This window comes from Bdellovibrio bacteriovorus, from assembly GCF_041888015.1.
Classification (GTDB): Bacteria; Bdellovibrionota; Bdellovibrionia; order Bdellovibrionales; family Bdellovibrionaceae; genus Bdellovibrio.
On record NZ_CP168968.1, the window covers coordinates 118716 to 130734 of the forward strand.

The 12019-nt window shown below is 48.6% G+C and carries 14 protein-coding genes; 9 read left to right on the forward strand and 5 right to left on the reverse strand.

The features are described 5' to 3' along the window. Positions 1 to 7 precede the first annotated feature (7 nt). From lysC to ACES2G_RS00660, 7 genes are all read left to right on the forward strand, one after another. Entirely contained in the window at positions 8 to 1390 is a 1383-nt protein-coding gene (lysC, locus tag ACES2G_RS00630; protein WP_347357833.1) for a lysine-sensitive aspartokinase 3, read from the forward strand. A gap of 5 nt (positions 1391 to 1395) precedes the next feature. After that, positions 1396 to 1686, forward strand: a complete 291-nt coding sequence (locus ACES2G_RS00635) for a nitroreductase family protein (protein WP_374001004.1) — start codon at positions 1396 to 1398, stop codon at positions 1684 to 1686. A 7-nt stretch (positions 1687 to 1693) separates the two neighbouring features. Continuing rightward, positions 1694 to 1999 carry a nitroreductase family protein gene (locus tag ACES2G_RS00640; RefSeq protein WP_374001005.1) on the forward strand — a complete coding sequence of 102 codons (306 nt, stop codon included), beginning with the start codon at positions 1694 to 1696 and terminating at the stop codon, positions 1997 to 1999. A 163-nt stretch (positions 2000 to 2162) separates the two neighbouring features. Beyond that, complete coding sequence (dusB, locus tag ACES2G_RS00645) at positions 2163 to 3176, forward strand: tRNA dihydrouridine synthase DusB (protein ID WP_374001006.1); 1014 nt, start codon at positions 2163 to 2165, stop codon at positions 3174 to 3176. Between the two features lie 56 nt (positions 3177 to 3232). After that, the gene (gene typA / locus ACES2G_RS00650) at positions 3233 to 5047 is read left to right on the forward strand and encodes a translational GTPase TypA (protein WP_374001007.1); all 1815 of its coding nucleotides are present in this window, start codon (positions 3233 to 3235) and stop codon (positions 5045 to 5047) included. Then, the gene (locus ACES2G_RS00655; RefSeq protein WP_347357829.1) at positions 5047 to 5973 is read left to right on the forward strand and encodes an ABC transporter ATP-binding protein; all 927 of its coding nucleotides are present in this window, start codon (positions 5047 to 5049) and stop codon (positions 5971 to 5973) included. Before typA ends, ACES2G_RS00655 begins: the two co-directional genes overlap by 1 nt. Then, a complete protein-coding gene (locus ACES2G_RS00660; protein WP_347357828.1) occupies positions 5973 to 6761 on the forward strand; it encodes an ABC transporter permease in 789 nt (262 codons plus the stop codon). The genes ACES2G_RS00655 and ACES2G_RS00660 overlap by 1 nt, the downstream gene beginning before the upstream one ends. Before the next feature lie 2 nt (positions 6762 to 6763). On the opposite strand, the gene ACES2G_RS00665 is transcribed toward ACES2G_RS00660, so the two are convergent. The 4 genes from ACES2G_RS00665 to ACES2G_RS00680 are packed head-to-tail and all read right to left on the reverse strand — an operon-like array spanning position 6764 to position 9579. Beyond that, on the reverse strand, positions 6764 to 7171 hold the full coding sequence (locus ACES2G_RS00665; RefSeq protein ID WP_347357827.1) for a DUF523 domain-containing protein: 408 nt from the start codon (positions 7169 to 7171) through the stop codon (positions 6764 to 6766). Further along, complete coding sequence (gene mtgA / locus ACES2G_RS00670; protein ID WP_347357826.1) at positions 7168 to 8001, reverse strand: monofunctional biosynthetic peptidoglycan transglycosylase; 834 nt, start codon at positions 7999 to 8001, stop codon at positions 7168 to 7170. Before mtgA ends, ACES2G_RS00665 begins: the two co-directional genes overlap by 4 nt. A 7-nt stretch (positions 8002 to 8008) precedes the next feature. Next, positions 8009 to 9001 (reverse strand): SDR family oxidoreductase, encoded by a 993-nt coding sequence (locus ACES2G_RS00675; protein WP_374001009.1) that lies wholly within the window; start codon positions 8999 to 9001, stop codon positions 8009 to 8011. Further along, the gene (locus tag ACES2G_RS00680; RefSeq protein ID WP_374001010.1) at positions 8998 to 9579 is read right to left on the reverse strand and encodes a phosphatase PAP2 family protein; all 582 of its coding nucleotides are present in this window, start codon (positions 9577 to 9579) and stop codon (positions 8998 to 9000) included. The genes ACES2G_RS00675 and ACES2G_RS00680 overlap by 4 nt, the downstream gene beginning before the upstream one ends. Before the next feature lie 59 nt (positions 9580 to 9638). On the opposite strand from ACES2G_RS00680, the gene ACES2G_RS00685 reads away from it, so the two are divergent. Together ACES2G_RS00685 and ACES2G_RS00690 are read left to right on the forward strand one after the other, a co-directional pair. Next, entirely contained in the window at positions 9639 to 10427 is a 789-nt protein-coding gene (locus tag ACES2G_RS00685) for a flagellar motor protein (RefSeq protein WP_347357823.1), read from the forward strand. A gap of 12 nt (positions 10428 to 10439) precedes the next feature. Continuing rightward, positions 10440 to 11192, forward strand: coding sequence for a flagellar motor protein MotB (locus ACES2G_RS00690; RefSeq protein ID WP_347357822.1), 753 nt, complete (start codon positions 10440 to 10442; stop codon positions 11190 to 11192). 61 nt (positions 11193 to 11253) lie between these two features. On the opposite strand, the gene ACES2G_RS00695 is transcribed toward ACES2G_RS00690, so the two are convergent. Beyond that, on the reverse strand, positions 11254 to 11952 hold the full coding sequence (locus ACES2G_RS00695) for a hypothetical protein (protein WP_347357821.1): 699 nt from the start codon (positions 11950 to 11952) through the stop codon (positions 11254 to 11256). Positions 11953 to 12019: the final 67 nt, after the last annotated feature.

The following is a 12019-nucleotide window of genomic DNA, read 5'->3' on the forward strand; positions in this document are numbered from 1 at the left end:
AGTGAATGTGGCAAAGCTTGTAGTTTCCAAGTTTGGTGGCACCTCTATGGGAGATGCCGACTGTATGCTTCGCAGTGCGGAGGTCAGCTTCCGCCAAGGATCAAGTCTGGTGGTGGTCTCTGCGACATCCGGAACGACAAATGATCTGATCGCCCTGGGAAAGACCGCTGAAACACAAAGCTGGCCGGAAGCTGAAAAGATTCTGGCGAAGATTCAGGAACGACATCTTAAAGTCGCCGGGGATCTTCATTTGCCGGAAGACTCGGTGAAACTGCTGAAGACTTTATTCGAAGAAATGAGCTCGTTGGCAAAAGGCGTTCATCTTTTAAAAGATTGCTCTGTCAAAGCCCTGGACACACTGGTCAGTTTGGGCGAGCGCATGTCTTCACTGCTATTCACTGAAGCGATGTCGCAGGTTTTGAAAAAACATAAGTCCGACAAATCAGCCCAGCTTCTGGATGTGCGTACGGTTCTGCGTACCGACGATTCTTTTGGAAAAGCAAAGCCGCTGACTCAGGATGTGGCGGCTTTGGCGCAAAAAAACCTTTCCTTCCTGCGTGAGGGAAAAAAAGTGGTCTGCACGCAGGGCTATATCGGGATGACGGAAGAGGGAAATACCACAACGCTGGGACGCGGAGGTAGTGACTATTCCGCCGCGATTCTGGCCGAGGGTGTTTCCGCAGATACTCTGGAAATCTGGACGGATGTAGCCGGGATTGCGACCACGGACCCGCGCCTGTGTCCCAAAGCCCAGCCCATCAGTGAAATTTCCTTCAAAGAAGCTTCCGAGCTTGCAACCTTCGGTGCAAAAATTCTGCACCCCGCGACGTTGCTTCCGGCAATTCGTAAAAACATTCCGGTCTTTGTGGGTTCCAGTTTCGACGCCGAAGCGCGCGGCACCTGGGTACGCAAGGATGTCGAGGATCATCCGCTGATCCGCGCGATGGCACTCAGAAAAAAGCAGGTGTTGGTGACTCTTTCCACTCCGGAAATGTTATATGCTCACGGTTTCCTGTTCCAGATCTTTAAAATTTTCAATGATCACAAAGTCAGTATTGATGCGATCACGACTTCGGAGATTTCTGTCAGTGTGACCTTGGACGATTCCACTTTGCTGAATAAAAAGCTGATCGCTGATCTTTCCCAGATTGCCGATGTTCAGGTGGAAGAAAATCTGGCGTTGATTTCTTTGATCGGAAACAACATCAACCACACCGCAGGGTTGGGTGAAAAGATCTTCAAGGCCATTTCAGACATCAACGTGCGCATGATCTGCCTTGGTGCCAGCAAGCATAACTTCTGCTTCCTGGTTTCTGACGAGCAAGGGCCAGAGGCAATTCGTCGCCTGCATTCTTGCTTTATTGAAGCGGGCAGCGAGGAGCTGGCGTGACGGGTATGGATAAAGAATCATTCTACAAACTGTTGGAATCACGAACTTCGATTCGTAAATACAAGCCTGATGCTGTTCCGAAAGAAGTGATCGAAAGAATTTTGGCGGCGGGAATGCAGGCTCCGTCCGGCAAGAATCGTCAGAACTGGCGCTTCTTTGTGGTGACAGGGAAAAAGCGTGAAGAATACCTGCAGTATTCGCAAAAATCCTGGCTGGGCATCAAAGATATTCTGCAGCAGCGATTGAAGCCGTCGCTTTATCAGTTCACAGAAAGATTTTTTTTATACTTTGGGTGATGCGCCGGTGATTGTGTTCGCATATTCCCACAACGATTCCGAAGAACGCTATCACACGAGTATCGGCTCTGTGTATATGGCTGTGGAAAACATGAATCTGGCTTGTCTGGTGGAAGGTTTAGGGTCCTGCACGATGGGGGCTCCGCTGGAAATCAAAGAAGACGTGGATAGATTCCTTGGTGTGGATCAGCTTCCAGAATACCAAAAAGGAGAGCTGGAGCTTCTTTGTGCCATGGTCTGCGGCTATCCCGATCATCAGCCGCCGAAAGCCCCCCCGCCAAACTGCGGGTCGTGTGACTTGGCTTTAGTTTAGACCAAGCCAAGTGATATCAGATAGTTACATCACAATGTAAGCTGGCCTCCCAATTCTATTCCGGGGAGGCTTTGTAAAAGGGTAAGGAAAACCTATAAGTTAGCGATTTCTTTTATTTATTCTCTATCTATTGCCGGACGGATTTGATATACCGCTCGGACCTATGAATCCAGTTGAAGCCTTAAAGACAAATCCATTTGTCCTGGCCCCTATGGCCGGGATCACGGATCACGCTTTCCGCACCTTTATCAAAAAACTTGATGCCAGTGTTGTCGTCACTGAATTGGTCAGCGCCAGTGGTATTGAGTATAAATCTGAACGCACGATGAAGCTGATGAGTTTCGACGAATCTCAGCGTCCGATCGGGATTCAGCTTTTTGGTGAAGAGCCCGAGATTGTGGCTCGCGCCGCTCAGGTGGCGGAAGCCGATGGGTGTGACTTTGTTGATTTGAATTTTGGCTGTCCGGTTCCCAAGGTCGTTAAGAAGGGTGCAGGCTCTGCAATTCTGAAAGACCCGGCGGCAGTTCAAAAGATGGTATCGACTGTAAAGGCGGCTATCAAAGTTCCGCTCACGATCAAAATTCGCACGGGTTGGGATGCCAATTCCCGCAACGCGATCGAGATCTGTAACATCGCCTACAACGAAGGCGTTTCTTGGGTGGCGATTCATGGGCGCACGCGGGCTCAGGCTTATACTGGACTTGCGGACTGGGATTTTATTGCTGACGTCAAAGCCAATACCAAGATTCCCATTCTTGGAAACGGAGACATTCTCACTCCTCGTCAGGCCAACTTGAGACTGCAGCAGTCCGGTTGTGACGGGGTGATGATCGGGCGAGGATGCCTAAAAAATCCATTTATCTTTATGGATGCCCTGTCCTTGTGGCGAGGCGAGGCGATTAAAGACGTTAAGAGAGATTACGTGAGTTTGTTCCAAGGTCTTCAAAAAGAGATCGTGGCGCATTGTGATGAGCACATTACGGGGATCCAACTCAGAAAGTTTGCAGCTTGGTTCTCAACAGGTTATGCTGGAGCCGCACAGTTCAGAAAGAATCTTTTCCAATCCAAAAGCAATGACGAGATCATGGCACTAGCGAATGAGTTTTTCGCTGGGATCGGCAATGTAGAGCAAGAAGACACCAGCGAAGAAGAATTCCTGATGGGTGGACACGGTTAGGTTTTAGTTTAGATTTAAATGTTTTGTTTTTAAGAGTTTCATAACGAAGGGTAAATATGATTCAAGATCCAAAGAAAATTAGAAATATCGCTATCATCGCACACGTCGACCACGGAAAGACAACCCTGGTTGATCAGTTGATCAAAAAAGCAGGTACTTTCCGTGACAACGAACACGTTGAAGAACGTCTTATGGACTCCATGGATCTTGAGAAAGAGCGCGGTATCACGATCGCGGCGAAGAATGCTTCGTTCATGTACAAAGATATTAAAGTTAATATCGTAGATACACCGGGACATAGTGACTTCGGTGGTGAGGTTGAGCGTATCTTGAACATGGTGGATGGTTGTATCCTTCTTTGTGATGCTTCCGAAGGTCCGTTGCCACAGACTCGTTTCGTTCTGAAAAAAGCTCTTGAGGGCGGCAAAAAAGTTATCGTTTGTATCAACAAGATCGACCGTTCAGATGCTCGTATTCAGGAAGTTCACAATGAGTTGTTCGATTTGTTCATCGACTTGGATGCAACTGAAGAACAATGTGATTTCCATACGATCTACGCTGTAGCCCGTGAAGGTATGGCGACTTTGGATCCAGCTGTTAACACTGGCTCTTTGGAAGTTCTTTACGATGCTATCGTGAACTTGATTCCTCCTCCAGTGATCGAGGAAAATGCTCCACTTCAAGTTATGGTTTCCAACATCTCTTACAATGATTACGTAGGTCGTTTGGCGATCGGTCGTATGAGAGCGGGAACTATCAAAGTGGGTGACGAGGTTCTTTGTGTTCAGGCAAATGCCCAGAAGAAAGTAAAAGTCTCTGCATTGTTCCAGTACAAAGTAAACTCCCAGGTTCCGGCTCAAGAAGTGGGCGCAGGGGACATGGTTGTTATCGCGGGTATGGAAGATTTCACTATCGGTGATACCATCACGTCTGTTTTGGATCCTCGTCCTCTTCCGCGTATTCGCGTTGAAGAGCCGACAGTGGGCATGGTTTTCTCTGTCAATAACGGTCCCTTCGCCGGTCTTGATGGTAAGAACGTAACATCCCGTAAGATCATTGACCGTCTTGAGAGAGAACTGTTGTACAACGTGGCTATCCGCGTGGAAAAAACAGACTCTACAGATGCGTTCAAAGTTATCGGTCGTGGTGAGCTTCAGTTGGGCGTTTTGATTGAACAGATGCGCCGTGAAAACTTCGAGCTTCTGGTTTCCAAACCGACGGTTGTCTTCAAAGAAGAAAACCACAAGAAAATGGAACCAATGGAGATTGCGGTTATCGATATCGAAGATGCTTACGTGGGTGCCGTGACTGAAAAGTTGGGTAAACGTAAAGGTGTCATGACGAACATGGTTCAAAAAGGATCTGGTCGTACACGTCTTGAGTTCCGTATTCCTTCTCGTGGTTTGATCGGTTACCGTTCTGAGTTCCTGACAGACACGCGTGGTACTGGCTTGTTGAATACTCAATTCGACGGTTGGGACGACTATCGTGGTGAGATTGAACACCGTATGAATGGTGCCATGATTTCTGACCGCAAAGGTATGGCGACATCCTACGCGATCTGGAATTTGCAAGAGCGCGGTATCATGATGGTTGAGCACGGTGACGATGTGTACGAAGGCATGATCGTTGGTGAACACGCCAAGGAGAATGATCTAGAAGTAAACATCACTCGTGAGAAAAAATTGACGAACGTACGTGCTTCGGGTTCTGATGAAGCTATCCGTCTAGTTCCAGTGAAGAAGTTCACTTTGGAAAGAGCGATGGAATGGATTAAGGATTCTGAGTTGATCGAAGTCACTCCGAAGAACATCCGTCTTCGTTTGCGTGAACTGGACCCGCACAAACGTGCAAAAGCAGCGAAGGAATAATGAGTACGAACGTCGCCATTGAAATAAAAGATCTGACGAAAAAATACGACGACAAGGTCGCCGTGGACGGAATCAATCTGGAAATTTACAAAGGCGAATGTTTCGGACTTCTTGGTCCAAACGGGGCTGGCAAATCAACTACGATGAAGATGATGTATTGCTCAGCCCTGGTTACAAGCGGGGAACTTTACGTTCTCGGCCTTAACGTTAAGAAAAATTATCGCGAGATCAAATCTCGCATAGGGGTCGTCCCGCAAGAGGACGGCCTTGATCCTGACTTCACAGTTCTTGAAAATCTTCGGGTTTACGCCAGCTTCCACAATATCCCTTCTGCTGAGGCCGATCTTCGGGCCCAGGCATTGCTGCGTCTGATGAAGCTGGAAGAATACCAGGACCGCTCTGTAGAAACGCTGAGCGGAGGCATGAAGCGCCGTCTGGCTATTGCCCGCGGCCTGATTAATTCTCCGGAAGTGGTTTTCCTGGACGAGCCAACCACAGGACTGGATCCGCAGGCGCGCATCTGGATCTGGGATTTCTTTAAGCATTTAAAATCCGAAAAAAGCACTCTGGTGCTGACCACTCACTATATGGAAGAAGCCGAGCAGATGTGTGATCGTGTTGCGATCATTGATGACGGCCGTATTCTGACGGTAGGGAAACCTCGGGATCTGATTCGTGAACTGATCGGCAAAGAGGTGGTGGAGTTCGACACCAATCCGGTGGATCTGAATTACTACCTGGGCCGTCTGCGTGCGGAAGGCTTCTCTTATCAGGTGATCAAGGACACGGTGTCTGTTCTGGTGAAAGAAAACCAGGAAGGCCGCCGCGTGGTGGACCTGATTGCCAGTGATAAGATTTATATACGCAAACCGACCCTGAATGATGTGTTCCTGAAATTAGCGGGTCATCAGTTGAGGGATGAGTAATGAAATTCAAAGATTACTTCTCGATCCCGAAGATGAACGATGGGGCTTTGAAAGTCTGGTCCCGCAATTTCCTTTATTTTAAAAAGACCTGGTTGGTATCCCTGTTCTGGATTGTTCTGGAGCCGGTGATCTATTTGGGAGCGATTGGTTTTGGACTTGGAGCTTTCGTCAACAATATGGGCGGAATGTCTTATATCGAGTTCTTCTTCCCGGCGTTACTTTCTTCGACAGCCATGATGGTGGCTTTCTTTGAGGGAACTTACGGAAACTACACCAAGCTGACTCATCAGAAGACCTACGCGACGATCATGCTAACTCGTGTGGGACCAGAAGAAATCGTTGGTGGCGAGCTTTTGTGGGCTGCCAGCAAAGGCTTCTTCGGCGTTATGGGTGTGACGATTGTGGCAATGTTCTTCGGCCTGGTGGATTCTTATCGCATCCTGCTGGTATTGCCGGTGTTGTTCCTGTTAAGCGCATTGTTCTCGTGCATCGGGATGATCTTTACTTCCTTTGCCAGAAACTATGATTCTTTCATCTATTCCACGTCAGGTTTGATTGTTCCGATGAGCCTTCTAAGTGGAACTTATTTTCCGTTAGAACAGTTGCCGATGGGTCTTCGTTATATTGCGTATCTGTTCCCGCTGACTCATGCGGTGGCAGCCGTGCGGGGGATTTTGCATCAAGGGCCGATTCTTTGGATCGGTGTGCATATTCTGGTGCTGTTGATTGCAACCTGGATCTGCATGAACATTTCATTCTTTAGAATTCGCAAGAAACTTTTGAAATAATCTTAATCAATCACGGTGACTTTGATTCCGTTCTTCTTCAGAAGTTCGGCAAAGACACCGTCGCCGTCCTTCTGATTTCCGGAAAATGTACCATCATAGATCTTGCCGCATCCACACATAGGGGACTTTGATTTAAGCAAAGCCTCAGTGGCTCCGGCCAGCTTGGCGATTCTTAAAGCCTCTTCCGCACCACGCTGATATTCCGCCGTCACGTCAATGCCCTTGTTGGTCAGGACCTTGTCGCCGATGCGTTCTGCTGGTGGGCGAGGGGTCGGAAGACCACCGAGCTGTTCGGGGCAGACGGGAATGGCGTCACCCTTTTGAACCATCTCTTCAATGGACGAGCGCGTTTGCGCCTTGCAGTCATAGCGACAGTGAACTCCGGATAGGCAGGCAGAGACAATCTTCATTCGCTCTCCTCTCCCAGATCCATCTGTTCCTGGGATTCCATGTTTTCCAGCTCCTGCAGGGTTGGGACTTCTTCGCCTTCGCTGAAGATTTCTTCCGGCGGTGGTTCTGGTTGGAAGAAGTAGGCGACCTGAGCTATAGCGATGTTGTATTCCTCTTCCGAGATGCGGTGATAGCGATACAGGTCTTCAACAATACGGCCCAGTCTTTTTCGCGCAAAGGGTGTCAGCTCCTTGCGATAGTAAGACATGGAGTACTTCACCGGGTTGGGCAGAACCATGGCCAGGAAAGAAGATTCAACGATGCTCAGTTCGGCAGGGGATTTCTTGAAATAATATTTCGCAGCGGCCTTGACGCCATAGATGTCTTTACCGAATTCGACGACATTCAGGTATCGTTCCAGAATTTCTTTTTTGCTCAGCGTGTGTTCAATGCGGTCTGTGATGATGGCTTCAAGACCCTTGCGAATGAAGGTGCGATCTTTTGTCAGGAACATGTTCTTGGCAAGTTGTTGAGTGATGGTGGATCCACCACGCTTAAAGACGCCGGTTTCCCAGCCTTCTTTGGCATTCTTTTCAATTGCGTCCCAATCAAAGCCTTTGTGATTATAGAAGTTGGAATCTTCAGTCAGGATGATGGTCTTTGCCAAAATAGGAGCGATCTGTTTAAGCGGAACATAGTTCTTGGAGCCCGGGCACAGCTCTACCTGATACATGCGTGTAACCAGACAACCCTTGATTTCACTTTGACTGGGCAGCCATGTCCAAAGGGCCGCCACTGCCAAAGCCATCAGGCAAAATACTCCAAGAAAGAAAAATAAAACCTGTTTCATGCGCCCTTTATTTACGAACTAATCCGTGATCTTTCATCCACTGAACTGAATTGTGAATGGCTTCCCGGGCCGGTCGGGGTTTGAAATCCAGCTCGCGTTGAGCTTTGCCGGAATCAAACCAGTGATACATCGTGGCCGTATAAGCATTTTCACGACTGAGCGGACCTTTGAAGCCCATCTTCTCCATCAAGTCGCCAATGGCGCCAACCGTGTGAAGAAGCTGACCGGGAAGCTGATGCTGAGGCGGTTTTACTCCAGCCTCTTGCGCGATCATAGCGAAAAGGTCTTTGATAAGAATATTTTCACCCGCCAGGATGTAGCGCTCGCCGGTACGTCCCTTTTTCCAGGCGCTCAGGATACCCGCCACCACATCTTCGGCTGCGACCACATTGACGCCACCTGAGGTGTAGAATTTCAAACGTCCTTGCGCCACCTTGATTTGCATTTTGCGACTGCCTTTTTTGGCGTCACCACGACCATAGATCGTGGACGGATTCAGAATGACAGCATCAATTTCATTCTTCTTGCAGGCTTCGCGAACCAAAATTTCAGCCTGATGTTTAGTTTGGAAATAGCCCAAATCCAGGTCCGCAATATTATACGACGACTCTTCGTTGAGAATTTGATCTTGAGTATATCCGGCACCGATGGCCACCACCGAGGAAAGATAGACCAAACGGCGCACATGGTGTTCACGGCAGACGGCAATCACATTGGCTGTGCCTTCCACATTGACCTTTTCCATCTGGGCTCGCTGGGACTTTTTATAGGCGATGACTCCCGCCAGATGAAAGACGGTGTCCATGCCTTTTACGGCTTCCAGCAAAGAATGAATATCTGTCACATCTCCGTGGATGTACTTGCAGTTGACGCCTTCCAGTTCAGACAAATCACTTTTGGCGCGAACCAGGGCATAGACATCGTGGCCTTCTGCGACCAGAGCGCGAGTGACCCAGCTTCCCAGAAATCCATTGGCTCCGGTGACTAATACTTTTTTCATGTCGTGGCAGTTCCTTCAGAGTTGATGCGTGCAAGGATGAGTTTGCAAAGACGGGCGAACAAAAGACCAAAGATCATTCCCAAAAGGGCCCCGCAGATCACGTCTGTGGGAAAGTGAACCCCATTGTAAACGCGGCTGTAGGCGATCACTGTGGCCAGAGTATAAAGTGGAACGGTCGCCGGGGGAAAAATGGCGGACGTAAAGCTCGCGAAGCTATACATGTTGGTCGCGTGATTGGAGACAAAACTGTAACCTCCAAAGGGAGCGCGGACCTGAACATCCAGATTCTGCGTGTTCGCAGGCCGGGGACGCTGAACGGTTTTTTTAAAGGCCCAATTGCCCACGCCATCAGATGCGGAAACGGACAGAAGAGCAAAAAAGAAAATGATCAAACCTTTTTTCCAGCCCCGGCGCCACATAAAGATGGCAAGGATTATTGGGACCAAAATAAACTTAAAGAACGGTGTCTTGTGAAGGTCTGTGATGAACGGAAAAAACTGATCCGCCCATGCGGCTGTCCAGTGTGAATTCACCAATACAAAAAGGCTCTTATCGAGAGAAAGAATATAATCGAGCATCAGAGTGAATGTACCCTAATTTTTCGCCCGCAGAAAGTCTAGGTCTTCGTGAGGTCCAAGTGTCAGACGTGATCCCCTGTGGCACACTTCTGTCTATGGACAAAGCAACATGGTTAGGACTTCTAGTTGGTTTTGGTGGGATCTTGCTCGGAAACCTTCTGGAAGGGGGGCACGTCAGTTCGCTGATGCAGCTCACAGCATTTATTATCGTTTTGGCAGGGACCATCGGAGCCGTGATGGTTTCAAGTTCCGAAAAAGATCTTAAGACAGGTTTGCAGCTCGCAAAAACAGCCTTTCGAGAAGAAGACAGTCAGATCAAATCGCGTTTGAATGAGATCGTTGATTGTGCCCGTTTCGTTAAAAAAGAGTCTTTGTTGGCTTTGGAATCCAGACTCAATACGATTCAAGATCCTATGCTCAAGGGAATCCTCAGAAATGTCGTGGATGGGGTGGATACCCAGACAATTCGCGATATCTTCGAAACACAAATCGAAACCGAAGAAGAAGAGCTTCTGGGCGGAGCCAAGATCTGGATGGATGCCGGTGGCTTTGCGCCGACAATTGGGATCATTGGTGCGGTTTTGGGATTGATCCATGTGATGGGCAACTTGACCGACACCAGTAAACTCGGTGCGGGGATTGCGGTGGCGTTCGTGGCAACAGTGTATGGTGTGAGTTCGGCCAATCTTTTATTCCTGCCAATGGGAAACAAGCTGAAGCGTCGTGTGCAGTCTGTGACTCGCGAAAAAATGATGGTGCTTGAAGGAGGACTTCTTGTCGGGAGCGGCATGAATCCGGTTGTCCTGGAGCAAAAGCTGTACGCTTATCTTGAAAGCAATCAGAAGTAGGATCTTACCTTCATGGCAAAGAAGCATAAAAAGCATCAAGAGCATGAGAATCACGAGAGATGGCTGGTCTCGTATGCCGATTTTATCACGCTGCTCTTTGCCTTTTTTGTAGTGATGTATGCGACCTCCACGTCCAACGAGGAAAAACAAAAAGAGTTCGAGGATTCCATCAAGCTCAACCTTCATTTGGTGGGACGGGGTAGTTCTGATGGTGCTTCCCCTGACAGCATCGGCTCCTTAATGGCAGAGTTGGAAATGCCGGTCGGGAATTTCCCGAAAAAAGGCGGTCCTCGCGAAGCGGAAGACTATGTGGAAAGGTCTCTGGAAAAGTCCATGGACAAGGACCAGAAGAAGAAAGCCATCCAGGATGTCTATCACGATGCCGTGGGTGTGCGTATTGCCCTGGCGGCATCAACCTTCTTTCCGGAAGGGTCTGCCAAGTTGAAGATGTCGGCTTTGGATTCTTTGGATAAAGTGGCGGATGTTCTTAAAACGCATCAGAAACGAATTATTGTGGAAGGTCATACGGATGATATTCCTATTGCAGACACCAACTTTCCATCCAACTGGGAACTGGCGGGGGGGCGTGCTTCGGCCGTGGTCCGCTATCTGGTGAAATATCACAAGATGGACCCGAAACGTTTTGTATCCTTGTCTTATGGCGATCAAAAACCGGTTGTTCCCAATGACACCGATGAACATCGGGCGATGAACCGCCGGATTGAGATTTTCATCGTTACGGACAATTCCAAGGTGGATATCTAAAAAAGAAAAAAGCCAAGGGCACGACCTTGGCTTTTCGAAGAAAGTAATTTCGTTTTCTAATCTACACGCACTCTTTAAGTTTGCGAACCACTTCAAGAGCTTTGGCTTTGTCCACGCCTTTGACTTCCATGATCGCCTGTACGAAGGCTTCTTCAGAAGTTCCTTTTTGAGCGGACTCCACGATCTCATCATGACGCTTCAGGATCTGAGTGTAAGAATCTCTTTCCGATTTTGAGAAGCGAGTCAGGATAGAGTCTGTCAAAGTCTCAAGGCGTGTCAACGCCGCTGAAGTTTCTGTCAACTCTGGAGCTGACAGTTCCTTAGCTGTTTTGCGCGCGCCCGTCAGATGAGAGTTGGACATGAAGGTGGCAGAAGCTGTTGCCGCCGCATCGATAGACTGACCTTCTGCAGAGTCCCTTTTGCTGATCTCAGTAGCCATCTTTTTGGCTGCAACGATTGTTGCCAGGTTATCCAAACGCTGTGCTGATTTTGCCGGATCAGCTTTAAGAGCCAGCGCCAGGCTGTTGTTTTTTCCTGAGGAAAGGTTCAGCTCATTGATGATGCTGTCTTGAGCAGATTTAAGCTTTTGTGCATCCAAGCCCTTGGCTGTTCTGGTTTTCCCAAAAGCCGCCTCTTTAACTTGTTTAGCATATTCAACCAACACTTCACGCGGGGCTTTTGCCGCAGGTGCCGCGTGGGCGAAAGAAACAGACATGCTTGTAACCAAGACTGCCATTCCGATGATAAATGCCTTTTTCATGCTCTCTCTCCTGTGTATACACACTGTACAGGCTGCTCCGTTTTTGGGTTCTCTCGTCCCTGGGCTG

Excerpts from the sequence above, each read along its gene's own strand:
- ACES2G_RS00680 (WP_374001010.1), bottom strand. The coding sequence starts at position 9,579 with ATGCTCGATTATATTCTTTCTCTCGATAAGAGCCTTTTTGTATTGGTG.
- ACES2G_RS00655 (WP_347357829.1), top strand. The coding sequence starts at position 5,047 with ATGAGTACGAACGTCGCCATTGAAATAAAAGATCTGACGAAAAAATAC.
- ACES2G_RS00675 (WP_374001009.1), bottom strand. The coding sequence starts at position 9,001 with ATGAAAAAAGTATTAGTCACCGGAGCCAATGGATTTCTGGGAAGCTGG.
- ACES2G_RS00660 (WP_347357828.1), top strand. The coding sequence starts at position 5,973 with ATGAAATTCAAAGATTACTTCTCGATCCCGAAGATGAACGATGGGGCT.
- ACES2G_RS00665 (WP_347357827.1), bottom strand. The coding sequence starts at position 7,171 with ATGAAGATTGTCTCTGCCTGCCTATCCGGAGTTCACTGTCGCTATGAC.
- ACES2G_RS00635 (WP_374001004.1), top strand. The coding sequence starts at position 1,396 with ATGGATAAAGAATCATTCTACAAACTGTTGGAATCACGAACTTCGATT.
- mtgA (WP_347357826.1), bottom strand. The coding sequence starts at position 8,001 with ATGAAACAGGTTTTATTTTTCTTTCTTGGAGTATTTTGCCTGATGGCT.
- typA (WP_374001007.1), top strand. The coding sequence starts at position 3,233 with ATGATTCAAGATCCAAAGAAAATTAGAAATATCGCTATCATCGCACAC.
- ACES2G_RS00695 (WP_347357821.1), bottom strand. The coding sequence starts at position 11,952 with ATGAAAAAGGCATTTATCATCGGAATGGCAGTCTTGGTTACAAGCATG.
- dusB (WP_374001006.1), top strand. The coding sequence starts at position 2,163 with ATGAATCCAGTTGAAGCCTTAAAGACAAATCCATTTGTCCTGGCCCCT.
- ACES2G_RS00690 (WP_347357822.1), top strand. The coding sequence starts at position 10,440 with ATGGCAAAGAAGCATAAAAAGCATCAAGAGCATGAGAATCACGAGAGA.